The sequence below is a fragment of the Streptomyces erythrochromogenes genome (genome assembly GCF_036170895.1).
Taxonomy (GTDB): Bacteria; Actinomycetota; Actinomycetes; order Streptomycetales; family Streptomycetaceae; genus Streptomyces; species Streptomyces erythrochromogenes.
The window spans coordinates 5,795,677-5,821,881 of record NZ_CP108036.1 but is presented as its reverse complement, the minus strand read 5'-3'; the positions used below and the strand labels follow the sequence as shown (position 1 = coordinate 5,821,881).

General features: G+C 71.1%; 18 protein-coding genes. 6 read left to right on the top strand and 12 right to left on the bottom strand.

What is annotated here, in order from left to right; genetic code table 11:
* Positions 1-11: 11 nt before the first annotated feature.
* Positions 12-548 (top strand): GNAT family N-acetyltransferase, encoded by a 537-nt coding sequence (locus OHA91_RS26615; protein WP_031153201.1) that lies wholly within the window; start codon positions 12-14, stop codon positions 546-548.
* On the opposite strand, the gene pulA is transcribed toward OHA91_RS26615, so the two are convergent.
* The 7 genes from pulA to OHA91_RS26580 form a co-directional block, all read right to left on the bottom strand.
* A complete protein-coding gene (gene pulA / locus OHA91_RS26610) occupies positions 535-5,883 on the bottom strand; it encodes a pullulanase-type alpha-1,6-glucosidase (RefSeq protein ID WP_408059187.1) in 5,349 nt (1,782 codons plus the stop codon). The genes OHA91_RS26615 and pulA overlap by 14 nt on opposite strands.
* A 96-nt stretch (positions 5,884-5,979) precedes the next feature.
* Positions 5,980-7,692: a carbohydrate-binding module family 20 domain-containing protein gene (locus OHA91_RS26605; RefSeq protein WP_328740169.1), complete on the bottom strand. Its 1,713-nt coding sequence runs from the start codon at positions 7,690-7,692 to the stop codon at positions 5,980-5,982.
* 1,468 nt (positions 7,693-9,160) lie between these two features.
* On the bottom strand, positions 9,161-10,162 hold the full coding sequence (locus OHA91_RS26600) for a LacI family DNA-binding transcriptional regulator (RefSeq protein WP_245239977.1): 1,002 nt from the start codon (positions 10,160-10,162) through the stop codon (positions 9,161-9,163).
* On the bottom strand, positions 10,159-11,808 hold the full coding sequence (locus tag OHA91_RS26595; RefSeq protein ID WP_031146283.1) for a glycoside hydrolase family 13 protein: 1,650 nt from the start codon (positions 11,806-11,808) through the stop codon (positions 10,159-10,161). The genes OHA91_RS26600 and OHA91_RS26595 overlap by 4 nt, the downstream gene beginning before the upstream one ends.
* Before the next feature lie 49 nt (positions 11,809-11,857).
* The gene (locus tag OHA91_RS26590; protein WP_030659138.1) at positions 11,858-12,700 is read right to left on the bottom strand and encodes a sugar ABC transporter permease; all 843 of its coding nucleotides are present in this window, start codon (positions 12,698-12,700) and stop codon (positions 11,858-11,860) included.
* A 2-nt stretch (positions 12,701-12,702) separates the two neighbouring features.
* The gene (locus tag OHA91_RS26585; protein ID WP_136230600.1) at positions 12,703-13,758 is read right to left on the bottom strand and encodes a carbohydrate ABC transporter permease; all 1,056 of its coding nucleotides are present in this window, start codon (positions 13,756-13,758) and stop codon (positions 12,703-12,705) included.
* Between the two features lie 7 nt (positions 13,759-13,765).
* Complete coding sequence (locus tag OHA91_RS26580) at positions 13,766-15,037, bottom strand: extracellular solute-binding protein (RefSeq protein WP_031146278.1); 1,272 nt, start codon at positions 15,035-15,037, stop codon at positions 13,766-13,768.
* 222 nt (positions 15,038-15,259) lie between these two features.
* Here OHA91_RS26580 and OHA91_RS26575 point away from each other — a divergent pair, with 222 nt between their 5' ends.
* The 3 genes from OHA91_RS26575 (at position 15,260) to OHA91_RS26565 (ending at position 19,556) form a co-directional block, all read left to right on the top strand.
* A complete protein-coding gene (locus OHA91_RS26575; RefSeq protein ID WP_328740166.1) occupies positions 15,260-17,524 on the top strand; it encodes an alpha-amylase family glycosyl hydrolase in 2,265 nt (754 codons plus the stop codon).
* A gap of 26 nt (positions 17,525-17,550) precedes the next feature.
* Positions 17,551-18,591 carry a LacI family DNA-binding transcriptional regulator gene (locus tag OHA91_RS26570; RefSeq protein ID WP_031146274.1) on the top strand — a complete coding sequence of 347 codons (1,041 nt, stop codon included), beginning with the start codon at positions 17,551-17,553 and terminating at the stop codon, positions 18,589-18,591.
* A 74-nt stretch (positions 18,592-18,665) separates the two neighbouring features.
* On the top strand, positions 18,666-19,556 hold the full coding sequence (locus tag OHA91_RS26565; RefSeq protein WP_078959048.1) for a phosphatase PAP2 family protein: 891 nt from the start codon (positions 18,666-18,668) through the stop codon (positions 19,554-19,556).
* Positions 19,557-19,655: 99 nt separating this feature from the next.
* Here OHA91_RS26565 and OHA91_RS26560 read toward each other — a convergent pair whose 3' ends face one another.
* The 5 genes from OHA91_RS26560 to OHA91_RS26540 form a co-directional block, all read right to left on the bottom strand.
* Positions 19,656-21,728, bottom strand: coding sequence for a phosphocholine-specific phospholipase C (locus tag OHA91_RS26560; RefSeq protein ID WP_266501865.1), 2,073 nt, complete (start codon positions 21,726-21,728; stop codon positions 19,656-19,658).
* Positions 21,729-21,875: 147 nt separating this feature from the next.
* Positions 21,876-22,376: a GNAT family N-acetyltransferase gene (locus OHA91_RS26555; protein ID WP_328740165.1), complete on the bottom strand. Its 501-nt coding sequence runs from the start codon at positions 22,374-22,376 to the stop codon at positions 21,876-21,878.
* The gene (locus tag OHA91_RS26550; protein WP_328740164.1) at positions 22,373-23,461 is read right to left on the bottom strand and encodes a hypothetical protein; all 1,089 of its coding nucleotides are present in this window, start codon (positions 23,459-23,461) and stop codon (positions 22,373-22,375) included. Before OHA91_RS26550 ends, OHA91_RS26555 begins: the two co-directional genes overlap by 4 nt.
* The gene (locus OHA91_RS26545; protein ID WP_031146260.1) at positions 23,458-23,715 is read right to left on the bottom strand and encodes a DUF397 domain-containing protein; all 258 of its coding nucleotides are present in this window, start codon (positions 23,713-23,715) and stop codon (positions 23,458-23,460) included. The genes OHA91_RS26550 and OHA91_RS26545 overlap by 4 nt, the downstream gene beginning before the upstream one ends.
* Positions 23,712-24,563 carry a helix-turn-helix domain-containing protein gene (locus tag OHA91_RS26540; RefSeq protein ID WP_328740163.1) on the bottom strand — a complete coding sequence of 284 codons (852 nt, stop codon included), beginning with the start codon at positions 24,561-24,563 and terminating at the stop codon, positions 23,712-23,714. The genes OHA91_RS26545 and OHA91_RS26540 overlap by 4 nt, the downstream gene beginning before the upstream one ends.
* A 110-nt stretch (positions 24,564-24,673) precedes the next feature.
* On the opposite strand from OHA91_RS26540, the gene OHA91_RS26535 reads away from it, so the two are divergent.
* Together OHA91_RS26535 and OHA91_RS26530 are read left to right on the top strand one after the other, a co-directional pair.
* A complete protein-coding gene (locus OHA91_RS26535) occupies positions 24,674-25,138 on the top strand; it encodes an ATP-binding protein (protein ID WP_328740162.1) in 465 nt (154 codons plus the stop codon).
* Positions 25,139-25,341: 203 nt separating this feature from the next.
* Positions 25,342-26,199: a helix-turn-helix domain-containing protein gene (locus OHA91_RS26530; RefSeq protein ID WP_328740161.1), complete on the top strand. Its 858-nt coding sequence runs from the start codon at positions 25,342-25,344 to the stop codon at positions 26,197-26,199.
* Positions 26,200-26,205: the final 6 nt, after the last annotated feature.

Sequence of the window (26,205 nt, the reverse complement as noted above, 5' to 3'; positions counted from 1 at the left end):
ATAATGCCCGCGTGATCATTGACGACGGGATCTTGTTCCGGCCGGCCGTGGAGAAGGACGCCGGGACGCTGGTGCGGCTGTACGACGAGGCCGCCCGCTGGATGCAGAAGCACGGGATCGAGCAGTGGAAGCCCGGCGACAAGGACGCCGCGCACTTCCGGTCGAAGATGCACGACGGAGAGGTGTGGCTCGCCGGCGACGCCGACGGCCGGGTGTGCGGGGCCTACGAGTTGTGGTGGTCCGACGAGGAGGCCTGGGGGATCCAGCCGCCCGTGGCGGGCTACGTGCACCGGCTGATGGTGTCGCGCGAGTCCGCCCCCGCCGGGGCCGGCCGCCGGCTGCTCGAACATGCCGAGCGGCGGACGGCCAGGACCGGGCGGGAGCGGGCACGACTGGACTGCGTCTCCACCAACCCCCGGCTGCTCGCGTACTACGTGGACGCGGGCTACCGGGTGGTCGGGGAACTCCCCGACAAGCGGGGGGAGGACGGCAGGACCTACGGGGTGATCCTGCTGGAGAAGCGGCTCGACCGGCTCACCGTCGTGTGAAGACGGAGACGGTGCGGGCGGGGACGGTGAACTCTCCTGTCGTCACGTCGTAGGCGGACTGCTTGACCGTGGCGTCGGAGCCCGCCGCCTGCACCGGGTGCAGGCGGTAGGCGGTACCCGCGAGGGCGGTGACGCGCTGGGGCTGGGCGGTGGGGGTGGCGTTGAAGACCACCACCAGGTCGCCCAGGGTCATGGTGATCACGCCCGGGGTCTCCTCCCGGCCCGAGAGCGGGAAGCCCATGCGGGACTGGACGGCCTCGGCCGTGGTGAGGGCGAACTCCGGCTCGGTGGTGCGGATCTTCAGCAGGTCGCGGTGGGCCGCCGCGGTGGCGGTGATGTCGGTGCAGGTGGGCGCCGGTCCCGTCAGCAGGGGCTTCGCGTAGGGCCACTTCGGGGCGTTGTCGGCGGCCGGGGGCAGGCCGCGGCCGAAGCCGTTGCCGGCGCGGCAGTCCCACTGGATGGCGTTGAACCAGTCGCCGCTGTCGTAGGAGTTGCGGTCCAGGGACTTGGAGCGCAGCAGGTCGGTGCCGGCCTGGGAGAGCGCCGGGCCCTGGGAGAGGGTGGCCGTCGCCATGGCCAGCACCTGCATGCGGGCCTTGTCGCGGTTGGCGGTGGCGGGCGGGAGCTTGAAGGTCAGGGCGTCGGCGAGGGTCTCGTTGTCGTGGGCGTCCGCGTAGGCGAGGGCGTCGCCGGGGGCGGCCGCGTAGCCGGCCGGGGAGCCGTTGTAGTCCACCTCGGAGCCCTTGACGCGGCGCCCGGAGGTGTCGGTGAAGGCGTACGAGGCGAGGTTGCCGGAGAGGCCGACCTTGATCAGGTCCTGGGCGTGCAGGAGGCGGGCCCTCTGCTCGGCCGGGGTGCCGTTGGCGGGCGAGCCGTTGGGCTCGGTGAACAGGCCCGAAGCGAAGCCCTGGACGCGCGGGTCCTCGTCGAAGGGGCCGCCGCCGCGGACCGCGTCGCGCGCCCGGTCGGAGAAGGTGGCGATGCCGGTCCCGGCCATGTTCTTCTGCGTGGCCTGGACGAAGCGGGCGTCGTCGGCGATCTCACCGAAGTTCCAGCCCTCCCCGTAGAGGACGATCTTCTTGCCGTCCACGCCGTCCTTGGCGGGCGTCAGGGCGTCCAGCGCGGCGCGAACCGCCAGGATGTTGGCCTTCGGGTGGTGGCCCATCAGGTCGAAGCGGAAGCCGTCGACCTTGTACTCCTTCGCCCAGGTGACGACGGAGTCCACGACGAGGCGGCCCATCATGGCGTTCTCGGGGGCGGTGTTGGCGCAGCAGGTGGAGGTGGCGACGCTGCCGTCGGCCAGCAGGCGCTGGTAGTAGCCGGGGACGATCCGGTCGAGGACCGACTTGTCCGACTGCCCGGCGGCGACCGTGTGGTTGTAGACGACGTCCATCACCGTGCGCAGCCCGGACCCGTTCAGGGACTGGACCATCCTGCGGAACTCGACGGTGCGGGCGGTGCCGTTCGGGTCGCTGGCGTAGCTGCCCTCGGGGACGGTGTAGTGCAGCGGGTCGTAGCCCCAGTTGTAGGAGTCCTTCGCGGCGGCCGCCGCCACGCACGCCTGCTGCTCCTGCGAGTCCGGCGCGTACACCGTGAGGTCGCAGGCGGGCTCGGTGCGGTCCGCGGCCTTCTCCGGGATGGTGCCGATGTCGAAGGCGGGCAGGAGGTGGACGTACGAGGTGCCGGCGGCGGCCAGGTCGCGCAGGTGCCGCATGCCCGCCGAGGCGGTGTCGGTGAAGGCCAGGTACTGGCCGGGGTGGCCGCTGGTGCGGTCCGCGACGGAGAAGTCGCGGATGTGCAGCTCCTGGATCTGCGCGGAGGTGAAGGGGACGGCCGCGGGCTTGCGCAGCTGCTTCCAGCCGGGCGGCGCAAGCTTGGGGTCGGCCAGGTCCACGGCCAGGCTGTGGGTGGAGTCGGCCGTCAGGGCGGTGGAATAGGGGTCGGTGACGAGGTTGCGCACCACCTGGCGGGTGCTGGGGGCCCAGACGGTCACCGCGTAGCGGTACGGCTTCCCGCTCCAGGAGCGCTCGCCGCGCACCGACCAGACGCCGGTGGCGTCGTCGCGGCGCATGGCGACGGTGCGGCCGTCGAGTTCGAGGGACACCTGCTGGGCGGTGGGGGCCCAGACGGAGAGGGTGGGACGGCCGTCCTTGAAGACCGGGCCCAGGGCGGCGGTCGTCGCGTACAGGTCGTCGAGGACGCCGGCGAGCTGCACGCCGGTGGCGGCGAGCACGGCGCCGTTCGCGGCGCGGGCGGAGGCGACGAGCTGGCCGCGCAGGGCCTCCCGTACGCGGTCCCGGTCGCGCGGGTCCACGGTGAACGCGGCGTACGCGGCCAGGTGCGGGAACTTCTGCTTCTGGGCGGCGGTCAGCTCGGAGCGGCCGAGGCGCAGCCACTGGGCCGGGCCGGTCAGGGTGCCGTTCTCGGCCTTGACGGCGCCTTCGCGGGAGGCGAGGAGCTGGGCGGAGGCGGCGGCAGCGGGGGCGTTCCAGGCGACGGTGTCGCGGTCGAGCCACACCGCCTGGGACTTGGTGAGGTCGAGGGCGGCGGAGGAGCCTGCGGGCTGGGGCAGGAGGTACTTCTCCTGGCCGCCGAGCATCCACACCTCGTGGCCGGTGGCCTTCAGGTCGAGGGACTGGTCGGTGGGCAGGTCCTTCTCGTCGCCCTTGTGCAGGATGTAGCTGAGGCTGGTGGCGCCGGCGGCGAGCGGGACCTCGTAGACCGCTCCGTAGGAGTCGGTGCGGGTCGGGAGCAGCGGCTTGGACCAGTCGGTCGGGGTCGCTGCCCCGGTCCACACGTGCAGGCCCCAGCCGTCGTACGCGCCGTCGGGGCGCTGGTAGTGCAGGACGGCCTTGCCCTGGTCCTGCGGCGGGTACGCGGGGCGGTCGGTGCGGGCGGGCTCCTTGCCCTGCTCCAGCCAGATCTCTCCGGTCTTCGTCACGTCGATGGTGCGGTCGGCGGCGACGTCCTTGTTGCCGTCCTTGTCGATGACGAGGTAACCGACGGAGGAGGCACCGGGCTTGAGCTTGACGTGGGCGAAGGCGCCGTAGGCGTCGCGTCCGGTGAAGGCGTGGCCGGCAGGCCACGGCGTGGCCTCGCCCTCGGCGATGTCGCCCCAGGCGTAGAGCCGCCAGTCGGTGTAGTCGCCGTCGGGGCGGTTGTAGTGGACGACCGCGTAGTCGCGCTGGGTGGCGGTGGGCGCCTCGACGGGCGGGGCCTGACCGGTGACGGACCCGGCGAGTGCGCTCGCGGTGCGGCCGGCGGAGTCGACGACGACCGCCTTGTAGCGCAGGGCGGTCCCGGCGGGGGTCTTGGCGTCGATGTGCTGGGTGACCTTGTAGGGGGCGTGGTCGGCGGAGCCGAGGACCTGCCACTTCTCGTTGCCGGTCTGGGCGGCGAAGACGACCCGGTTCAGGCCGCCGCCGCTGACGTCCGCGGACAGCTCGACGGTGCCGGTGGCGCCGGGGGCCGGGGCCTTGAGGGCCAGCGCGGGCTTGGCGGTGGGGGCGGCGAGCGGGGCGACGGCCTTCAGGACCACCGAGCCGAGGGCGGGGACGACGACCGTCAGCTTGCCCGCGGCGGAGGCGCGGATCAGCGCGGAGCCGCCGTACAGGGTGCGGTACTGGGTGCCGGCCGGGGCGTCGATCTCCACGGTGCGGGACTCGGCGGCGTTGTTGGCTGCGACCAGGTACTCGGTGCGGGTGCGGGCGTCGGTACGGGCGAAGGCGTAGACGGAGCCGTCGGAGAATCGTTCACTCTGAATGCCGTCGCGCAGTGCCGGGTGGGCCTTCGTCAGCTTCGAGAGAGCACTGATCTCCTTGTAGAGAGGGTGCTCCGGATCGTAGGCGTCGCTGGCGTGCGTGCGCGCCGTTCCCAGCTGGTCGTCGTCCAGGTAGTCGGCGGTCTTCGACGCGAACAGCGGCTGACGTGCGTCCTTGTCGCCGCCCGCGCCGGTGTAGCCCTGCTCGTCACCGGAGTAGATCACCGGGTTGCCGCGGGAGAAGAACATCAACTCGTTGGCGAGCCGGTAGCGGCCCAGCAGCTCCTGCTCGGCGGCGCCCGGCCGGTCCTGCTTCAGGAAGGTCCCGAAGCGGCCCATGTCGTGGTTGCCGAGGAAGGTCACCTGCTCGTAGGCGTTGGCCTTGCCGGAGGTGTAGCGGTAGTCGTCGGCGAGGACGCAGCCCAGCCGGGAGGCCGCCGCGCCCTGGGAGGCGTACGCGCGGATCGCGTCCTGGAGCGGGAAGTCGAGGGTGGCGTCGAGCTTCCCGCGCGTCACGTAGGGGGAGGTGACTGCGGTGTCGGCGGAGTAGACCTCGCCGAACATGAAGAAGTCGTCGCGCCCGCGCTTGGCCGCGTAGTCGTCGAGGGCCGTCGCCCACTGCGTCCAGAACTCCGTGTTGACGTGCTTGACCGTGTCGATGCGGAAGCCGTCGATCTTGAAGTCCTTGACCCACTTCTCGTAGATCTTCTCCATCCCGCTGACGACCTCGGGACGCTCCGTCCACAGGTCGTCCAGGCCGAAGAAGTCGCCCTGCTCGGAGGACTCGCCGGCGAAGGTGGAGTCACCCCGGTTGTGGTACATCGTCGGGTCGTTGAGCCAGCCCGGCACCTTCAGGTTCTTCTTCGCGTCCGGCACGAACGGGGTCCTCGGGAAGGACTCCCCGTCCACCTTCGGGAACTTCCCCTTCCCGTCGGCGTAGTCCTTGTCGTCGAACGGCACCCCGTCCTTCGTCAGATAGGGGAACGCCCCCTTCGACAGGTACGAGTACGAGGCCTCCCGGTAGTCCACGACATCGGCGGTGTGGTTGGTGATGACGTCGAAGAAGACCTTCATCCCCTTCGCGTGCGCCTTGTCGATCAGCCGCTCCAGGTCCGCGTTGGTGCCGAAGTGCGGGTCGACCTGGGTGAAGTCGGTGATCCAGTAGCCGTGGTAGCCGGCGGAGACGTCGTCCCCCTTGCCCTGCACCGGCTGGTTCTTGAAGATCGGCGCCATCCAGATGGCCGTGGTGCCGAGCCCCTTGATGTAGTCGAGCCGGTCGGTGAGCCCCTTGAGGTCGCCGCCCTGGTAGAAGCCCTTGTCGGTGGGGTCCAGGCCGGTCTCCAGGCGGGAGCCGGTCAGCCCGCCCCGGTCGTTGCCCGGATCACCGTTCGCGAACCGGTCCGGGAGCACGAAGTAGAACTGCTCGCGGGTCAGGTCGTTGCGGGCCGGTTCGGCGGCCAGTTTCGCGTCCGAGGGCGGGGCGGGCGCCTTGGCCTCGGCGGCCGCGGCGGGGAGGGCGGGCAGGAGCGTCACGGCCAGCGCGGCGGCGAGCACTCCTGCGGCAGGGCGTATCAAGGCGGGTCTCCTTGTGTACGTGTCGCATGGATGAGGGCCGCCCGGCGGGGGGCGGGGAAGGTGGTGCCGGGCGGCCCTGGTCTGTGGGGCGGCGGCTCAGCTGCGCCAGGTGTCGCTCAGCGTGACCTTGCCGCTCGCGGGGACGGTGGCCGTACGGTTGGCGCCGCTCTCCCAGGTGACGTTCCCGGAGGCGTCCTTGCGGATGTACTTGTACGCGAAGGACGTGCCGGCCGGGAGGGTGACGTCGAGCTTCCAGACGGGGTAGGCCGCCGGGTCGAGCTTCAGCGCGCTGCCGGTGTTCCAGTTGCCGAGCTCGGCGCGGTCACCGGTGACGTAGATGTTCTGTCCCGGCACGGTGGTGGCGTTGACGGCGAAGGCCGCCCCGCCGGAGCCCGCCGGGGTGCCCGAGCAGGTACGGGCGTTCACGTGCAGGGCGAGGGCGGTCCCGGCGCCGAGCGTGGCGGTGAACTGTCCGCCGGAGCCGACGGTCACGGTGCGCCCGCTCTGCACGTCGCAGTAGTCGCCGGCCGGGAGCGAGGTCTGGAAGGTCCGGGTCAGGGACGAGCCCTCGTGGTTGATCACGACGTAGGCCTTGGAGCCGCGCCCGAAGGCGATCTGGTCGCCGCCGTTGTCCCACCAGTTCACGACGCCCTGACCGCGCGCCGCGTTCCGGAAGCCGACCATGGAGGAGATCTCCCGCCAGGCGTGCTGGCACTTCCAGCCGTCCGAGTAACAGGCGTTGACCGTGCCGCCGTTCGGCGGGCCGGCGTCCTTGTCCGTCCACTCGTAGCCGGAGTGCACGTCGGGCGACCCGTACGGCCAGGCCAGGGCGAACACACTGGCGAGGGTGTAGGCGGACCCGTCCTTGTAGGTGAGCGTGTCGCCGACGCGCTCGGTGTCGTGGTTGTCGACGAAGACGCCGCTCTGCGCGGAGGGCATGTAGCCCCACGCCTCGCCGAAGTTCTTCAGGTGGGCCAGGTTCTCGCTCTGGAAGACGCGCTTGAGGTCCCGCGCGTAGCGGAACTCCTGCACATCGCCGTTGCCGAGGTACTCGCTCGGCGAGACGGCCTCCCCCGCCCCGAATATCGCCTCCTGCTTCCAGTAGACCCCGGGGTTCGTCAGCCGGGACTTGATGTTGGCGAGGTCGGCGGCGGGCATGTGCTTGGCGGCGTCGATGCGGAAGCCGTCGACGCCCAGCGAGAGCAGGTCGTTGAGGTAGCCGGCGATCCGGCCGCGCACGTAGTCCTCACCCGTGTCCAGGTCCGCGAGCTGGACGAGCTCGCAGTTCTGGACGTTGCCGCGGTCCTGGTAGTTGGAGATCGTCGCCCGGCAATCGTCCATGTCGGCGCCCGAATAGATCCCCGGGTAGGTGTACTTCGTGTACGAAGAACCCCCCGTCCCGGTGAGGGTGGCGCCTGCGTCCGCCGGACCCGCCATGTGGTTGATGACGGAGTCGACGACGACCTTCACGCCCGCGGCGTGACAGGCGCCGACCATCGCCTGGAAGGCGGCCCGGTCCCCGAGCCGACCGGCGATCTTGTAGCTGACGGGCTGGTACGAGGTCCACCACTGGCTGCCCTGCACGTGCTCCTGCGGGGGCGAGACCTGCACGTACCCGTACCCGGCGGGTCCGAGGGAATCGGTGCAGGCCTTGGCGACGGAGGCGAAGCGCCACTCGAAGAGGACGGCGGTCACGTCCTTCTCGCCGGGGGGCGTGGCGGCGGCCTGCGGCGCGATGGCGGTGAGCGTGGCGGCAGCAAGTGCGGTGGCGGTGAAAAGAGTTGCAGCTCTGACAGCTCTGGCAGGCATGCGGGGGCCTCCTGGCGGAAGACGTGGGGATTGGAGCGACCGTAGGTGCCAGGTAGAAGCCCTGCAAGACTTTGCGCAAGAGATTGCAGAATTGTTTCCGAGGCGTGTCCTCTCACCCCACCGATGGACTCGGGCCCCCACAGGGCGAGTTCACGGGGGGTGGGGTGGGGGCGGGACGGGGTGGCGGTGGGGCGGGGTGGCGGTGGGGCGGTGGGGCGGGATCGGAAGCGTGCGGGTCGGTATGGGGGAGCGGGGTCTGTGCGGGGCGGCATCAGAGCTGTCTTGGGGGTTTCCCGTCAGTCCCATCGTCTCTCCGGTTCGCGCCGGTCCCTCAAGGGCGCTCCCTTCGGTCGCGTCGCTTCGCGATGTCGCTGCGCTCCACCCTTGACCGCCCGTCCCGCCCCGGAAATACGAGGACAGCCGGGAACCCCCCAAAGGAACGGGCCGGGCGACAAGAGACCATCAGGGCGTCGGAGAGGCCCGGGCAGGAGCCCGGAGCGCCTCAAATCGCTACGCGCTCCTGCCCGAAGGCGTCCGCGAGCCGTCAGGGGCTGGACATAGGCCGCCATCGATCGCTACGCGCTCCTCGATCACGCGTCTGCAGACCGTCTGGGGCTGGCCATAAGCCGCAGAGGCCCGATTCGCTCCTCATGGAGGGCGTCCGAGGGCGATTGGGGGGGAGGAAAAGCGTCAGAGGACGGCCGAGGCGATGCCAATCCAGGTGTGGGTGGATGGAGGCCTCGGAGAGCCGTCCGATTGCCCCAATCGCCCCTGTTTGGGCGGGCGGCTGTGATGCCACCTCGCCCTTGATGGGGGTTGGCATCGGCTCAGCCGATGGATCGCCCTCCCGCCCCCCAAAACCGCCCCTCCCAGCCCCGAACGAGGGGCGGACGCGGTCTCGGAGAAGCGCGTAGCGATCGATGGCGGCCTATGTCCAGCCACAGGGGCCTGCGGACGCCGAGCCGTGAGGAGCGCGTAGCGATGTGAGGCGGCCTATGCCCAGCCCAAGAGGCTGGCTGACGCCATCCGACAGGAGCGCGTAGCGATTTGGGGCGCTCCGGGCTCCCGCCCGGGCCCCTCCGACGCCCCGTTCCTGAAATCTGAGACCGGCCCGTTCCTTTGGGGGCTTCCCGGCTGTCCTCGTATGTCCGGGGCGGGACGGGCGGTCAAGGGTGGCCGCAGGCCATCGCGAAGCGACGCGACGAAGGAGCGCCCTTGAGGGACCGGCACGAACCGGAGAGACGATGGGACTGACGGGAAACCCCCAGCACATCCCTGATCCCGCCCCGCCGAAACACCGCCGACCCGCACCGCCCCGCACGCTTGCGATCCCGGTCCGCCGAAAGCCCCGCGGCCTCACCGCGCTCGTCGGCTCGCGCTCCCGGCCGGGGAGGTCACGGCCCTGGAGGTGGGTGGGCAACCACCGGCCCGCCTTGGGGGCCGAGGGGGCTGGAACCCCGCCCCGCCCCTAAGGCACCTGCCCCGTCGACCCTCGCACCACCAGTTCCGGCTGGAAGACGTACTCCGTGCGCTGGACCGGGGTTCCGGACACCGCCTCCAGGAGGGCGCCCACCGCCGCCGTCGCCATCGCCCGTACCGGCTGGCGGACGGTCGTGAGCGGCGGGTCCGTGAACGCGATCAGCGGCGAGTCGTCGAAGCCGACGACCGACACGTCCTGCGGTACCCGCAGACCCCGTTCACGCACGGCCCGTATCACCCCGAGCGCCATCGGGTCGCTGCCGCACACGATGCCCGTGCAGCCGCGGTCGAGGAGGGCGCCGCCCGCGGCGTGGCCGCCCTCGACCGTGAAGAGGGTGCGCTGGATCCGCCCCTCGACCTCCGCGTCCGGCACGACGGACCGGAAGCCCTGCTCCTTGCGGGCCGAGGGCACGTACCGGGTCGGCCCGATGGCCAGCCCGATGCGTTCGTGCCCGAGGTCCTGCAGGTGCCGTACGGCCATCTCGGCGGCCGCGCGGTCGTCCGGGGAGATGAAGGGGGCGTTCACGTGCTCGTTGAAGCCGTTGATCATCACGAACGGCAGCCCGCGGGAGGCGAGGCGCTGGTAGCGGGCCGGATCGGCGTGGGAATCGGCGTGCAGCCCGGACAGGAAGACTATGCCGGTGACCCCCCGCTCCTCCAGCTGCTCGACCAGCTCGTCCTCGGTGGCCCCGCCGGGCGTCTGCGTGCACAGCACCGGCGTGTACCCGTGCCCGGCCAGGGCCTGCTCGATGACCTGCGCGAACGCCGGGAAGATCGGGTTGGTGAGCTCCGGGATCAGCAGGCCGACGAGGCCGTTGCTGCGGCGCTTGAGCCGCACGGGCCGCTCGTAGCCGAGCAGGTCCATCGCGGCCAGCACCTTGTGCCGGGTACCGGCCGCGACGCCCGCCTTGCCGTTGAGCACACGGCTGACCGTCGCCTCGCTGACCTGGGCCTGCGCGGCGATGTCCGTCAGCCGGAGGGGGGAGGTCACCCCGCCGTCACCTGCCACCACACCGTGGTGTCGGCCGGCAGCACGCCGTCCTCGACCGTCGCACCGCTGGACAGCAGCACCTCGCCGGTGACGGGGAGCCGTACCGCCGCACCCGTGGTGTTGGCGGTGCACAGGAAGTCCCCGCGCCGGAAGACCAGCACGCCCTCCGGTGCCTCCTGCCAGTCCACGGACTCGCCCGCGCCCAGGTCCGGGCGCTCGCGGCGCAGCCGCAGGGCGGCCCGGTACAGCTCCAGGGTGGAGGACGGGTCGCCGGTCTGCGCCTCCACGCTCAGCTCCGCCCAGGAGTCGGGCTGCGGGAGCCAGCTGCCGCCGGTGCCGAAGCCGTACGGGGCCTCGGTGCCCGACCACGGGATGGGGACCCGGCAGCCGTCGCGGAAGCCGTCCTGCCCCGCCGCCCGGAAGAACGACGGGTCCTGGCGGACCTCGTCGGGCAGGTCGGTGACGTCGGGCAGGCCGAGCTCCTCGCCCTGGTAGACGTACGCCGAACCGGGCAGCGCCAGCATCAGCAGGCTCGCCGCGCGGGCCCGCCGCAGACCGAGCTCGCGGTCTCCGGGCTCGCGCAGCTGGGTGCCGAGGCCGGCGGGGTTGGCGAAGCGGGTGGCGTGCCGGGTGACGTCGTGGTTGGACAGCACCCAGGTGGTGGGGGCGCCGACGGGGCGCATCGCGGCCAGCGAGCCGTCGATGACCTCGCGGAGCGCGGTCGCCTCCCAGTCGCTGGTCAGGTACTGGAAGTTGAACGCCTGCTGCATCTCGTCGGGGCGGACGTAGCGGGCGGTGCGCTCGACGGTGGGGGTCCAGGCCTCGGCGACCAGGACGCGGTCGCCCTCGTACTCGTCGAGGATGCGGCGCCAGGAGCGGTATATCTCGTGGACGCCGTCCTGGTCGAAGAAGGGCATGACGTCGTTGCCGAGCAGCTTGAGCTGGTCCCGGGCGCCGAGGTCCGGCAGGCCGGGGGCCTTGACCAGGCCGTGGGCGACGTCGACGCGGAAGCCGTCGGCGCCGAGGTCGAGCCAGAAGCGCAGGATGGAGCGGAACTCGTCCCTGACGGCCGGGTGGTCCCAGTTGAAGTCGGGCTGCTCGGGCGCGAAGAGGTGCAGGTACCACTCGCCGTCCGCGACCCGGGTCCAGGCCGGGCCGCCGAAGATCGACTCCCAGTCGTTGGGCGGCAGTTCGCCGTCCTCGCCCTTGCCGGGACGGAAGTGGAAGCGCTCCCGCAGCCGGGAACCGGGGCCTTCGCGCAGCGCCTGCTTGAACCATTCGTGCTGGTCGGAACAGTGGTTCGGGACGAGGTCGACGATGATGCGCAGGCCCAGGCCGTGCGCCTCGCGGATCACGGCGTCGGCGTCGTGCAGGGTGCCGAACATGGGGTCGATGGCCCGGTAGTCGGCGACGTCGTAGCCGGCGTCGGCCTGCGGGGAGGCGTAGAAGGGGCTGAGCCAGACGGCGTCGACGCCCAGCTCCTTGAGGTAGGGCAGGCGGCTGCGGATGCCTTCGAGGTCCCCCATGCCGTCCCCGTTGGAGTCGGCGAAGCTGCGCGGATAGACCTGGTAGATCACCGCGTCTCTCCACCAGCCGGGCGTGGTGCCGGTGGTGGTGGGAAGTGCGTCGGCGAGGTGCTGGGTCATGTCGTCCTTGGAGAGATCGGGCCGGAAGGGGAACGGCAGGCTCGGGTGGTCAGCCCTTGGTGGCGCCTGCCGTCATCCCGGCGACGAGGTGACGCTGGGCGAAAACGAAGAAGATCGCCGCGGGGATGGCGATGAGGACCGAGGCGGCGCTCATCGCACCCCAGTTGGAGGTGTACTGGGTGACGAAGGTCTGGAGGCCGCCGGCCAGGGTCAGGTTCTCGTCGCCGACCATGAAGGCGGAGGCGTACGCGACCTCGCCCCAGGCGGTGATGAAGGCGTAGAAGCCGGTGACGGCGAGGCCGGGCTTGGCGAGCGGGAGGATCAGCCGCCAGAAGGTGCCGAAGGGGTTGAGTCCGTCGACGCGGCCGGATTCGTCGATCTCCACCGGGATGGTGTCGAAGAAGCCCTTCATCATCCATGCGCAGAACGGCACGGCGATGGTGAGGTACGTGATGATCAGGCCGACGGGCTGGTTGAGCAGCCCGAGCTGTCCCATCAGGTTGTAGAGCGGGACGATCAGGATGGCCATCGGGAACATCTGCGTGATGAGCAGGGTCCACATCAGCGGCTTCATGCCGGGGAACTTGAACCGGCTGACCGCGTATCCGGTGGTGGCGGCGATGAAGACACCGAGGACGGTGGTGACGCCGGCGACCAGGACGGAGTTGAGGAACCAGTCGAGGAAGTGGCTCGACTCCAGCAGGTACGTGTAGTTGCTGAGCGTGGGTTCCTTGACGAAGTCCGTGGTGATCGCGTGCTGCGCGGGCTTGAGCGAGGTCAGCAGGATCCACAGGACCGGGAAGACGGCGATGACGGACGCGACGACGAGGGTCGCGTGCAGGCCGACGGAGGCGAGCGGGGAACGGCTGCCCCGGGTACGCGTGCTGGTCATGGTCACCACACCTCTCCCTGCTTGCGCAGCGAGCGCCGGTAGACCAGCGCGAAGATCATGAGCAGCAGGAGGATCAGTACGCCCCACGTCGCGGAGACGGCGAAGTCGCGCGGGCTCGTGATGAAGGCCTCCCGGAAGGCCTGGGTCACCAGGATTTCGGTGGAGTCTCCCGGTCCGCCCCGCGTGAGCAGGAAGATCACCGGGAACATGTTGAAGGTCCAGATGGTGGAGAGCAGGATCACCGTCATGCTGACCGTGCGCAGCCCGGGCATCGTGATGTGGCGGAAGCGCTGCCAGGCGCTGGCGCCGTCCATCTCGGCGGCTTCGTAGAGCTCGCCGGGGATGGACTGCAGGCCGCCGAGGAGGGCGACCATCATGAAGGGGATGCCCAGCCAGACGTTGACGGCGATGACCGAGAACTTGGCCCAGGTCGGGTCGTCGAGCCACGGCACGGCGGCGATGCCGCCGCCGTCGAGGACCTTGTTGAGGATGCCGTTGTCGCGGTTGAAGAGGAACCGCCAGGCGAAGACGGAGACGAAGCCGGGCACGGCCCAGGGCAGGATGAGCGCCATCCGGTAGGCGGCGCGGCCCCGGAACTGCCGGTTCAGCATGTTGGCGAGGGTCAGTCCGAGTACGAACGTGATGGACACGCACGCGACGGTCCAGACCACCGTCCACACCAGCCGCTGCAGGAACACCGGGTCGCCGAGCACCGCCGTGTAGTTGTCGAGTCCGATGAACTCGTACGTGGCGTCGATGTGGCGGGCGCCGATGTCACGGGCGACGTTGCGCTCGTTGGCGTCGGTCAGCGACAGGTAGACGCCGCGCACCAGCGGCCAGCCGATGATCACGCCGAGGACGAGCACCACCGGGGCGACCATGGCCCAGGCGTACCAGTGGGTGGCGAGGGCGCGCCTCAGGCCACCTGCGTTCCGGGTGTTCCGGGTGTTCCCTGTGTTCCCGCTGTCAGTCCAGCGGCTCCGGCCGCGGACGGCGGAGTCGTTCCCGACTCCGTCGTCCGCGGCCTTCACCACAGACTGGCTGGTGTCAGCAGCCATCGTTTCGTTACTTCCAGCCCTTGAGGATCTTGCGGAACTCGATGCCGGCCGCCTTGGCCGCGTCCTCCGGGCTCGACGCTCCGGTGATCGCCTTGGTGTATTCGACCTTCAGCGGCTCGAAGAGGGAGCCGTTCTCCGGGATCCAGGCGCGCTCGACGGCCTTGTCCACGGCCGGCTTGAAGAACGCGACCATCTCGCTGCTCTTGACGTCCGGCTGCTCGTAGGCGGCGGTACGGGTCGGCAGCAGGCTCAGCTCCTTGGCGGACTGGACCTGGACCTCCTGCGAGGTCATGTACTCGACGAAGGCGTGCGCGGCGGCGCGGTTCTTCGAGCCGGCGTAGACGCCGAGGTCGTGGCCGCCCTGCGGGGCACCGGCCTTGGCCGAGCCGGCCGGGACGGCGGCGATGCCGAGGTTGGCCTTGTCCTTGAACTGGTCGCCGGCGTAGGTGTCGGCGACGGCCCACGGACCGTTGATCATCATGGCGGCCTCGCCGGTCTTGAAGGCCGTCTGCATGTTGGCGTAGCCGTCGGTGGCGTTGGTGATCGCCGCACCCGAGGCGACCAGGTCGCGGGCGGTCTTGAAGGCCTTGACGCCCGCCTCGTTGTCGACGGTGACCGTCTTGTTCTTCGCGTCGACGAGGTCGCCGCCCTCGCCGTAGATCAGCGGGAGGAACCAGTAGGAGTCGTCGCCGCGCAGGTAGAGAGCGGCCTTGCCGGTCTTCGCCTTGATCGCCTCGGCGGCGGTCTTCAGCTCGGCCAGCGTCTTGGGGGGCTGGACGCCGGCGTCGGCGAGCATCTTCTTGTTGTAGAAGAGGCCGAGGGTGTCGATGACCTGCGGCACGGCGTAGGTCTTGCCCTCGTACTTGCCGCTGGCCGCAGCCTGCGGCAGGAACTCGCTGTCGACCTTCTTCGCCATGTCCGCCGGGACCTCGTCGAGGTAGCCGAGGGAGGCGAAGTCCGCGACCCAGCCGACGTCGGCGCGGATGACGTCAGGCGCGTCGGAACCGCTGCTGAAGGCGTTCTTGACCTTGTTCTGCGCGTCGCCGTACGGGACGTTGACGTACTTGACGGTCACCTTCGGGTGCTTCGCGGTGAACGCCTCGGCGATCTTCTGGAAGCTGGCCTTCTCGGCGTCGTTCGCGGTGTCCCACCACGTGACCGTGCCGGAAAGCTCGCCGCCGGCGTCGGTCCCGCCGTCGCCCTTGTCTTCACCGCCGCAAGCCGTCGCCGCGAGCGCCAGGGCCGCGACCAGCGCGGTGGCCGCTATGCCACGCCGCATATGAACTCCTTCGATGATCCCGGCCGCGCCCTCGCGGTCCCGAGTTGCCAGGAACGTAACAAGACTGAAAGAGGACCGAAAGGCCTTGCGCAAACTTTCTGCAAGCGGAGGGGATCGTTACATCCGTGTGTCCGTACGGTTGCCGCAGCTTGCTGTTAGTTCGAGTCGTCTTCGACTGCCCGGGCCCGCAACCAGGGGGCATCTCGCGGCGTTGACCCCGATATGACCCACGAGTCGACGGCCGTCGGCCTTGCAAGCGCTTACAGCAACACCACGACCGCAAGCGGTGACTGGTGGCGCGATGCCGTCATCTACCAGGTGTACGTACGCTCCTTCGCCGACAGCGACGGCGACGGGATCGGCGATCTGCGCGGCGTCCGCTCCCGCCTCCCCCACCTCGCCCGCCTCGGGGTCGACGCCGTCTGGCTCACCCCCTTCTACGTCTCCCCGCAGGCGGACGGCGGCTACGACGTCGCCGACTACCGGGCCGTCGACCCGCTCTTCGGCGACCTCGCCGACGCCGACGAGCTCGTCCGGGCCGCGCACGGGCTCGGGCTGCGGGTCATCGTGGACGTCGTGCCGAACCACACCTCCGAGCAGCACCCGTGGTTCCGGGCCGCGCTCGCCGGGGAGCCGGGGGCCCGGGAGCGCTACCTCTTCCGCCGGGGGCGGGGAACGGACGGGAGCCTCCCGCCGAACGACTGGGAGTCGATCTTCGGCGGCCCGGCCTGGACCCGGGTCGCGGACGGCGAGTGGTACCTGCACCTCTTCGCCCCGGAACAGCCGGACCTCGACTGGACCCACCCGGAGGTCACGGCGGAGTTCGACTCGGTCCTGCGCTTCTGGCTCGACCTGGGCGTCGACGGCTTCCGCATCGACGTCGCCCACGGCATGGTCAAGGCCGACGGCCTGCCGGACATCGGCCGCGGCGCCCAGGCCACGCTCATCGGCGCGGAGCCGCTGCCGTTCTTCGACCAGGACGGGGTGCACGAGATCCACCGCTCGTGGCGGCGCCTCCTCGACTCCTACGAGGGGCAGCGCATCGGGGTCGCCGAGGCCTGGGCCCCGTCCTCGGAGCGGCTCGCCCTGTACGTCCGGCCGGACGAGCTCCACCAGGCGTTCAACTTCCGGTTCCTTAACTGCCCGTGGGATCCGGGGGCGATGCGGACGGTGATCGACGAGTCGCTGGCCGCCACGACCTCGGTCGGCGCCCCCACCACCTGGGTCCTGTCGAACCACGACGTGGTCCGCCACGTCACCCGCTACGGCGGCGGCACCCAGGGCCTGGCCCGCGCCCGGGCCGCGGCCATGCTGATGCTGGCCCTCCCGGGCTCGGCCTACCTCTACCAGGGCGAGGAACTCGGCCTCCCCGAGGTCACGGACCTCCCCCCTGAATCCCGCCAAGACCCGGCCTTCCGCCGCGGGCGCCGCCAGCAGACCCCCCTGCCCGCGGTTCCCCCCGCCCCGACCGTCATCGCCCCGCGCGACGGCGAACCCCCAGCGCCACAGGCGCACACCCCCACCCAGCCGCAGGCCGAGGCCGGCACCGGGCCCGCGGCCGATCTGCTATCCACGCCGCAGGCACACGGTCCCACCCGGCCGGAGGCCAGGTCAGCCAGCCGGCCGCAGGCCACACTGCCCATCGCGCCGCAGGCGAACGGCCCCGCCCGGCCGCAGGCCGAGACCGGCACCGGGCCGCAGGCCGGGGAGCCCGGGGCGGGCACCGCCCCGGCGTGCTGCGGGCCCGCGCCGGAGGCCGAGGCGTGCACCGGGCCCGTGCCCGAACCGCAGCCCGCGCCACAGGCGCACACCCCCACCCGGCCGCAGGCCGAGACCGGTGCCGGGCCGCAGGCCCAAGCGTGCTGCGGGCCGCAGGCCGGCACCGGCGCCTGGCCCGTGCCCGATCCTCCGACCGCGCCGGAGGCGGAAGGGCAGACCCGGCCGCAGGCCGAGACCGGTGCCGGGCCGGAGGCCCGGGTGGGCTGCGGGCCGGAGGCCGGGAGCGGGGGCGGGTCCGGGTCCGATCTGCTGGCCGCGCCGGAGGCGGAAGGGCAGGACGGGCTGCGCGACGGCTGTCGCGTCCCCATCCCCTGGGACGGGCCGGAGCCCCCCTACGGCTTCGGGCCGGCCGGCAGCTGGCTCCCGCAGCCCCCGGCCTGGGCCGGCCTCAGCGTCGCCGCCCAGACCGGCGACCCGCACTCCACGCTGGAGCTCTACCGCGCCGCCCTGGAACTGCGCCGGGCCATGCCCGGACTGGGCGCGCCCGGGGCCGGCCCGTCCCCCGACCCCCGCGGGATGCGCTGGCTCCCCTCCCCCGACGGCGTCCTCCTCTTCACCCGCCCCGGCTTCGCCTGCACCCTCAACACCCGCCCCGACCCCGTCGAACTCCCCGCGCCCGGTCGTCCCGTACTCTCCAGCGCCCCCGTGGAGACGGACGGCCGCACCGTCCGTCTTCCCCCGGATTCGTGCACGTGGTGGGCATTTTGACGTGGCGGCCGGTACAGTCCAATCCCGTGACCGCACGGCTAGCCGACATCGCAGCCCAGGCGGGGGTCAGCGAAGCCACAGTCAGCCGCGTGCTCAACGGCAAGCCCGGTGTGGCCGCGGGCACCCGCGAATCCGTGCTGGCCGCGCTGGACGTCCTCGGCTACGAGCGCCCCGTACGGCTGCGCCAGCGCAGCGCCGGCCTCGTCGGACTGATCACGCCCGAGCTGGACAACCCCATCTTCCCGGCGCTCGCCCAGGTCATCGGCCAGGCCCTGACCCGCCAGGGGTACACGCCCGTGCTGGCCACGCAGACTCCCGGCGGGTCCACCGAGGACGAGCTGACCGAGATGCTCGTCGACCGCGGGGTCTCCGGGATCATCTTCGTCTCCGGCCTGCACGCCGACACGACGGCCGATATGGGCCGCTATGACCAACTCCGAGGCCAAGGCGTCCCCTACGTCCTGATCAACGGCTTCTCCGACAAGGTGCAGGCCCCCTTCGTCTCCCCCGACGACCGCGCCGCCATGCAGCTCGCCGTCACCCACCTCACCGCGCTCGGGCACACCCGGATCGGCCTCGCGGTCGGGCCGAAGCGGTTCGTACCGGTCCTGCGCAAGATCGAGGGCTTCCGGGTCGGGATGAAGGAGCGGCTCGGACTCGGCGACGCCGAGATCGAGGAACTGATCCAGCACTCCCTCTACTCCCTGGAGGGCGGCCAGGCCGCCGCGTCCGCACTGATCTCACGCGGCTGCACGGCCGTGGTGTGCGCGAGCGACATGATGGCGCTCGGCGCGATCCGGGCGGCCCGCCAGCAGGGCCTGCGGGTGCCGCAGGACGTCTCGGTCGTCGGCTTCGACGACTCCCCGCTCATAGCCTTCACCGACCCGCCGCTGACCACGATCCGCCAGCCCGTGCAGGCGATGGGGCAGGCGGCGGTGCGGACGCTGCTGGAGGAGATCGGCGGTACGCCGGCCCCCCACAGTGAATTCGTCTTCCTGCCGGAACTGGTCGTGCGCGGCTCCACGGCCTCGGGCCCCGGACAGCGGCGCACCCCGAGTCGTACTTGAGACGGAGCGGCTGCGCCGAAGACCGTCCCGAGGGATGATCGGAGGCGAGAGCTCATCTGGCAGACTCTCTCCCCATGGGTGAATCGAGCGTGAAGACACTGGAAACCCGGACGGACGTCTCCTCACCCGTAGTGGTCGAGACCGAGACCCGCCCGGGTTCCGACCGCGCCCTGCTCTCCCGGCTGCGCGTCCCGCGCCGACCGCGGATCTGGTTCGAGATCCTGCTGATCGCGGTCAGCTACTGGACCTACTCGCTGATCCGCAACGCCGTGCCCGAGCAGAAGTCGATCGCCCTCGCGAACGCCGACTGGATCTGGGGGGTCGAGCAGACCCTCGGCATCGCCGTCGAGCAGTCGGTCAACCACGCCGTCAACTCCGTGACGTGGCTGATAGTGGGCATGAACTACTACTACGCCACGCTGCACTTCGTCGTGACGATCGGCGTGCTGGTGTGGATCTACCGGTTCCATCCCGGCCGGTACGCCGCCACGCGCCTGGTCCTCTTCGCCACCACCGGCGTGGCCCTGGTCGGCTACTACTTCTACCCGCTCGCGCCGCCCCGGCTGATGAACGGGCAGGACTTCATCGACACCGTGCTGGTCCACCACACCTGGGGCTCCATGGCCTCCGGCAACCTCAAGCACATGTCGAACCAGTACGCTGCGATGCCGTCCATGCACATAGGGTGGTCGCTCTGGTGCGGGCTGACGATCTTCGCGGTCGCCTCGGCCCCCTGGGCCCGGATCCTGGGCCTGCTCTACCCGACGGCGACCCTGATCGTCATCGTGGCCACCGCCAACCACTTCTGGCTCGACGCCGTGGGCGGCATGATCTGCCTGGCCTTCGGCTACGCCGTCTCGCGCACCTGGTACGGCTCGATGCCGCACCGCCTGCCCCGCCACCCCGAGCACACGGGCCCGCACCCGGCGTCGGAACTCCTGAACCGGGTCCGCACCCGCCGCTAGGGCGCAGCCGCCCGACCCCGTACACCGAGCGCCCGCGCCCCGGAGGAATTCCGGGACACGGGCGCTTTCGCGTCTCTCGCGCCTCTCGCGTCCCTCGCGTCAGGAGGAGGACTGGTCCGTCAGGATCGCCGGGTCCGAGAGGCCGGCCGCACCGGTCTCCACCTTCCCGGCGAAGCGGCGGCCGAAGTCCGCGGTCTCGGACGAGGTGACGCTCACGTCGTACCAGCGTCGCGTGTTCTTCAGGGAGACGCTGTGGGTGACGGTGGCGCCCTTGGCGACGGTGAGGCGCTTGGCCCCTCCGCCGTAGGCGTTGGTGACCGTGAGGGTCGCCGTCGACGCCCCGGCATTGGTGAGGGTGAGGTCCAGGTTGCCCGTGGTGGCGTTGTGGCGGGCGGTGACCTCGGGGCCGGGGGTGGTGCCGGGGTTGCGGAAGCCGCGCAGGAAGCCGTTGGGGCCGTGCACGGTCAGGTCGGTGACGCCGGCCGAGTAGCGGGTGTTCCAGGTGTCCGAGATCGACTTGCCGGCCTCGGTGGTGTACGTCCAGGGGGCGTCGGTGCGGTTGGCGGAGGTGACGTAGAACTGCGCGCCCAGGTCCGCGCCGCCGCTGAAGGTCAGCCGGAACTTGCCCTCGGCGGTGAGGGCCGCACCGTCGACGTACGGGGCGTACTTCAGCGGGCGGGTGCGGCACTGGCCCTTCTCCTGGCGCGGCATCGCCCCCACGGCCGGCGGGGTCGCCCGGAAGTCGGGGTGCCGCTCGCGGTCCTGCGGCTCCCACAGGCCGGTGTCGGGCAGCGACCCCGTGGAGGTGTCCTTGCGTGCGAAGTCGAAGGCCGAGGTCAGGTCGCCGCAGACGGCGCGCCGCCAGGGCGAGATGTTCGGCTCCTGCACCCCGAAGCGCTTCTCCATGAAGCGGATGACGGAGGTGTGGTCGAAGGTCTCGGAGCAGGAGTAGCCGCCGGTGCTCCAGGGCGAGACGACGAGCATCGGGACGCGCGGACCCAGCCCGTACGGTCCGGCGACGTAGCCTGCCTTGCCGGGGAAGACGTCGAGGGCGGTCGGCGTGGTCGACAGGCCCTGGTTCGCGTCGGCCGGGGCGTACGGCGGGACGACGTGGTCGAAGAAGCCGTCGTTCTCGTCGTAGGTGATGAACAGGGCGGTACGGGCCCACACGTCGGGGTTGGACGTCAGCGCGTCCAGCACCTGCGCGATGTACCAGGCGCCGAAGTTGGAGGGCCAGTTCGAGTGCTCGCTGAACGCCTCGGGGGCGGCTATCCAGGACACCTGCGGCAGGGCGCCGGCGGCGACGTCCGCGCGCAGCCGGTCGAAGTAGCCCTCCCCGGCCTTGGCGTTCGTGCCGGTGCGGGCCTTGTCGTGGAGCGGGTCGCCGGGCCGGGCGTCCCGGTACTTGTTGAAGTAGAGCAGCGAGTTGTCGCCGTAGTTGCCGCGGAAGGCGTCGTTGATCCAGCCCCACGAGCCGGCGGCGTCCAGACCGTCGCCGATGTCCTGGTAGACCTTCCAGGAGATCCCGGCCGCCTCCAGGCGCTCGGGGTAGGTGGTCCAGTCGTAGCCGAGCTCGGCGTTGTTGAGGACCGGGCCGCCGCCCTTGCCGTCGTTGCCGGTGTGGCCGGACCAGAGGTAGTAGCGGTTGGGGTCGGTCGAGCCGATGAACGAGCAGTGGTAGGCGTCGCAGATGGTGAACGCGTCGGCGAGGGCGTAGTGGAAGGGGATGTCCTCGCGCGTCAGGTGGGCCATGGTGGCGGGCGTCTTGGCGGGCACCCAGTTGTCGTACTTGCCCTTGTTGAAGGCGCTCTGTCCGCCGGCCCAGTCGTGGTTGAGGCCCTGGAGGTACTCCATCCCGAGGTCGTCGGACGGCGGGCGGAAGGGCAGCGTCTCCTTGCCCGCGTTGTCGGCCTGGTGCCAGACGGACTTGCCGCTCGGCAGGGTCACGGGACGCGGGTCGCCGAAGCCGCGGACGCCGCGCAGGGCGCCGAAGTAGTGGTCGAAGGAACGGTTCTCCTGCATCAGGACCACGATGTGCTCGACGTCGGCGATGGTGCCCGTCGTCCCCTGCGCGGGGATGGCGGCGGCGCGCGCGATGCTCTCGCCCAGCATGGTCAGGGCGGCTGCGCCGCCGGTGAGCTGGAGAAAGCGGCGACGGTTGAGTTCTGCCATGGGGTGACGACCTCTGCTTCGTTCGCGGGTGTTGGAGCGCTCACAAGAACAGCGCCCCCGGAGGACCGGAGAGGGAGCCGGATGTGACGTCGGCGGGTACGCCGGGCGAACGGCAGGCGGATTCCGCCGGAGTTCGGCGCGCCGCCCTCAGCACCCCCGTTCGAACTCGACCTGGGTGAGGGGGTTGCCATCACCGAAGTCGTAGGTGCGGGTGGAGCCGCTCTCGGTGAAGCCGGCCTTGGTGTAGAAGCGGCGGGACTGGGGCGTGTCGCGCAGGGTCCACAGGTGTGCGCGGGTGAAACCGTCGGCGCTCAGGTGCCCCAGCGTCCCGGTCATCAGGGCCGCGGCCGCGCCCGTTCCCCAGCTGTCGGGGTGGCTGTAGAAGGAGAGGATCTCGGCGAACCGGGGCCTGGTCGAGGACGGGCGGAAGACGGCCATGGCCACCGGCCGGCCGTCCCCTTCGGCCAGCAGGATCGTGGAGTCCTGCGCCGCGAGCCGTGCGTGCCAGCGGGTGCGCCTGCTCGCGATCCCGTCCGCGGCGAACCCCGGATCGAAGAAGGGCGCGTACGCCGCCTCCCAGGCGGCGGCGTGGATCTCGCCGAGGACGTCCCCGTCGCCCGGGCCCGCGCGACGCACCGTGAAATTCACTCCCGGCACCTCTCGATCCTGTCCAGGGCTTCGGTGAGCGTGCGGGCGTACGCCTGATCGGCGAGGATCCGTACGCCGCGCCAGGGCCGGCTGAGCCGTTCCTCCTGCGCGAGGATCCTGCGCAGCAGGGACGCCCCCGAAACGGCCGGGGCGCCGATCTCCCCCAGGATCCGGACGGCCTCCCGTACCGGTAGGGCGGGATCGCCGTCCCAGGCCGGGTCCACCTCCGCCAGCAGCACCGGCACGGCCGGCTCCGGGTCGCCGGTGATCCGCCAGTACGCGTGCGCGGCGTACGTCCTGGTCCACGCTCCGGGCGACTCCATCAGGCGGCGCACGGGCGTTGTGTGTACGGCGGCCAGCGGGCCGAGGTCGGCGAGGAACGGCAGGCCGTGGCTCGCCGTCCCGGACCGTACGGCCGCCCCGCACACGTCGAGGGCGAGGGCGGGGTCCCCGGTGACCTTCCAGTGCGCCCAGGCCGCGCGGCGCGGGTAGGAGCCGCCGACCCCGCGGCCCCGGCCAGTGGCGTACGCGGCCAGCCGGTCGGCCGTGGCGACGGCCGGCGGGCCGATCCGGCCGAGCACGCGCATCGCGTCGTAGGTGTCGGCCGTCCCCAGGAACCGGATCACCTCGGACACGGCGGACGCGGAGGCCGGGCCCCAGAGAGCGAGGAGTTCAAGGAGGGCCGTGCAGGAGTAGTGCTGCACCGGGTTCTGCCGCAGGACGGGCAGCACCACGGGGAGCAGCTCCACTGCGGGCAGGGCAGCCAGGATGCGTGCGTGGGAACGACTGGACGGGAGGCGGTTGGCGTCGGCACGCCGCTGCAGGGCGGGCAGCGCACGGAGGTCGCCCATCCCGGCGAGGGCGAGCATGAGCAGTTCGTCGCTGTACGCGGAACCGTGGCCGAGGGACCCGGCGATCAGGTCGGCGTCCGCGGCGACGGCTCCGCCGGCCTGGAGCACCGCGTGATCGGCGTCCCAGCTGGTGTGCGTACGGTCGCAGACGGCTTTGACCACGACCTCCCAGCACCACGGATCGGGCCGCCGGTATCGGTAGACGGCCTCGGTGGCTTCGTCGAGTGCGCTCACGCGGTGGCGTGCGCCACGAAACCGGCCCAGGCGTCGGGGGTGACGGCGAGACGGGCGCCTGCGGGACGCTTGGAATCCCGGACGAGGACCGTGCCGGGGGTGTGGGCGACCTCGACGCACTCGGGCCCGTCGTTGGTGCTGTAGCTGCTCTTGGTCCAAGCGACCTCGACGCAGTCGGCCCCGTCGGCCGTGCTGTAGCTGCTCTTGACCCACGTGAGGGCGAAGAGGCTCTCGCCCGACGGCTTGATGGTCATGTCTCCCCCAGTACTTTTTCGATGAACGTCAGCGATTCGCGAGGCGTCAGCGCCTGTGCCCGGATCATGCCATAGCGCATGTCGAGGATCTGGACCTCTTTGGGCTCGGTGATCAGGCGGCTGGCCAGCTGAACGTCGTTGTGACCGACCGCCGTTCCGTCCCTGAGACGCATGACTTTGAACGATGCGGCAAGCCCGGAATGCTCCTCGACCGCGATGGGCATCACCTGGATCTCCACGGTGCGCAGCCGACCGACCTCCAACAGGTGTTCCAACTGGCCGCGCAACACCATCTTGCCCCCGATGGGCCGTCGGAGCACAGCCTCTTCCTGTACGACGGTCAGGAGCGGGGCCGGATGTCGCCGGAGGACCTCCTGGCGGGCGAGCCTCGCAGTCACCAGGCGTTCGACCTCGTCCTCCGAGAACCCCGGGCGCCTCAGCCCGAACAGGGCACGGGCGTACTCCTCCGTCTGGAGCAGACCCGACACCACGACGTTGTCGTAGGACCCGATCTCCACGGCCTCAGATTCCAACCTGGCCAGATCCCGGACCTTCTTGGGATAGCGGGCCCTTTCGACATCGGCCTTCATCGCGGCGATTTTCCCGCCCGCCCCGAGGACCTCGTCCGCCTTGTCCAGGAACTCCGGACGCGGAATACGGGACCCTCGCTCGATCTTGTAGATCAGGTTCGCCCCGTATCCCATCCGCTCACCGAATTTGGTTCGGTCAAAACCCGCCGCCTCACGCCACATCTTCAGCTGGCGCCCCACCGTGGCGATGACCGCCCCGGATTCGTCCTCCGGGTCGAGTTCCCAGCTCGACTCATCGGCACCGTCCGTCGTGTTCACATCCGCCTCCCCTTGGACCGCGAGGACACCACGGGACCGCTCTGGACAACCGTCGTACACAGCGCCCTCAACTCTGTTCAGGGTACGCACGGATGGCCACGCTGAGTCACGTGAATCAGGAAACCTCCCTCGTCGCCACGCTCCCCTCCACCCCGCGCGGAGCCCGCGCCGCACGCGCGCTCACGGTGGCCCAACTCGTGGAGCAAGAGCTTCCGTTCGAGGACGCGGCACAGGTCGTCGCCGAACTCGCCGCGAACGCCGTGACCCACGGCAGGGTGCGCGGGCGGGACTTCCGGCTCGCGCTGCACCTCGCGCCCGGGCCTACGCTCCGTATCGAAGTGTCGGACACGCGGCGGGAGTTCGAGCCGCCCGCAGACTGCGGGGCACCGGACGCCGAGGCGGAGTCGGGACGGGGGCTGGTGCTGGTGTCCGCGCTCTCCGTGCGGTGGGGAACGGATCTCGGGCCGGCGCCACTGAAGACGGTGTGGGCAGAAATTGATGTGGCGAGTCCGATTTCACCGGATCGAGGTTTCCACGACCCGGTGGATCAATATCCGGTCTCTCACGACGCCTAAAGACTAACCACCGGGGGAAATGACCTTCCATACCTCCCCCCTCCCCTCTCACCCGGTCGGGTGAATCACCCCAACTGGGCTGGCGCGTACGCCAATTCGCCGGGCACTCTGACTCCCGACAACCCCATAAACGCATTCGGCCCCCGGCCGGGACGGCAATCCCGGGCGAGGGCCTGACCACAGCGGAAGTGAACGCCTTCCCCATGGCTGACCAGCAGCTTAGCGCGCCCTCGCGCGTCCCGTCGGGTATCCGGCACGTCAACCACGACCACCGTCGCGGCTACGTCAAGATCGGCAACCATCTCGCCCAGCACCGCGAGCTGAGCATGGCGGCGATCGGCCTGGCCACGCACATCCAGTCGCTCCCGACCGGCTCCAAGGTGACCATCAAGGCCCTCGCCGAACGCTTCCCGGAGGGCGAGGTCCGCATCGCCACCGCCCTGCGCGAGCTGGAGCTGCACGGCTACCTAGCCCGCTTCCAGGAGCGGCTCCCGACGGGACGCGTCGTGACCTGCACGGTCTCGTACAACAACCCGCCCGCGATGGCCGAGGCGAGCCGCGAACGGCGGGACCCACCCCGGCACCCCGAGCCGAAGCCGACCCCCCAGCCGGACCCGGACCCGGAGCCTGAGCCCGAACGGGAACCCGCGGCCGAAACCGTCACCCCCGAGGCCGAGTCGGAGGCGCGGGAACTCCTGGCCCGGCTGCGCCTGCGCGATCCACGGCTGACGCTGTCCGAGCGGGACACCGTACGGCTGGCGCCCGCCGCGGCGAAATGGCTGGAGCGCGGGCTCGCCCCGAGCGCCGTCACCGCGGCCCTCACGCGCTCGCTCCCGACGCAGACGATCCACTCCCCCGCCGCGCTGCTCGCCCACCGCCTGCGGGAACTGCTCCCGCCCCGCCTGCCGGATCCCCGGGCGCCCCACCCGGCCGGCCCGGACCGCACCGTCCACCCCCTCCGCACGTGCGACGGCTGCGAACGCGCCTTCCGCTCCCCCACCCCCGGCCACTGCGGCAGCTGCGCGCCGCCGCCGACGGCCGGGACGGCGGCCGCCGCCTGAGCCGCG

What these genes read in the sequence shown, in the direction of transcription:
- OHA91_RS26585 (WP_136230600.1), bottom strand. Translation starts at nt 13,758, where the DNA reads ATGGCTGCTGACACCAGCCAGTCTGTGGTGAAGGCCGCGGACGACGGA.
- OHA91_RS26580 (WP_031146278.1), bottom strand. Translation starts at nt 15,037, where the DNA reads ATGCGGCGTGGCATAGCGGCCACCGCGCTGGTCGCGGCCCTGGCGCTC.
- OHA91_RS26605 (WP_328740169.1), bottom strand. Translation starts at nt 7,692, where the DNA reads ATGCCTGCCAGAGCTGTCAGAGCTGCAACTCTTTTCACCGCCACCGCA.
- OHA91_RS26560 (WP_266501865.1), bottom strand. Translation starts at nt 21,728, where the DNA reads ATGGCAGAACTCAACCGTCGCCGCTTTCTCCAGCTCACCGGCGGCGCA.
- OHA91_RS26575 (WP_328740166.1), top strand. Translation starts at nt 15,260, where the DNA reads ATGACCCACGAGTCGACGGCCGTCGGCCTTGCAAGCGCTTACAGCAAC.
- OHA91_RS26565 (WP_078959048.1), top strand. Translation starts at nt 18,666, where the DNA reads ATGGGTGAATCGAGCGTGAAGACACTGGAAACCCGGACGGACGTCTCC.
- OHA91_RS26590 (WP_030659138.1), bottom strand. Translation starts at nt 12,700, where the DNA reads ATGACCAGCACGCGTACCCGGGGCAGCCGTTCCCCGCTCGCCTCCGTC.
- OHA91_RS26545 (WP_031146260.1), bottom strand. Translation starts at nt 23,715, where the DNA reads ATGACCATCAAGCCGTCGGGCGAGAGCCTCTTCGCCCTCACGTGGGTC.
- OHA91_RS26530 (WP_328740161.1), top strand. Translation starts at nt 25,342, where the DNA reads ATGGCTGACCAGCAGCTTAGCGCGCCCTCGCGCGTCCCGTCGGGTATC.
- OHA91_RS26595 (WP_031146283.1), bottom strand. Translation starts at nt 11,808, where the DNA reads ATGACCCAGCACCTCGCCGACGCACTTCCCACCACCACCGGCACCACG.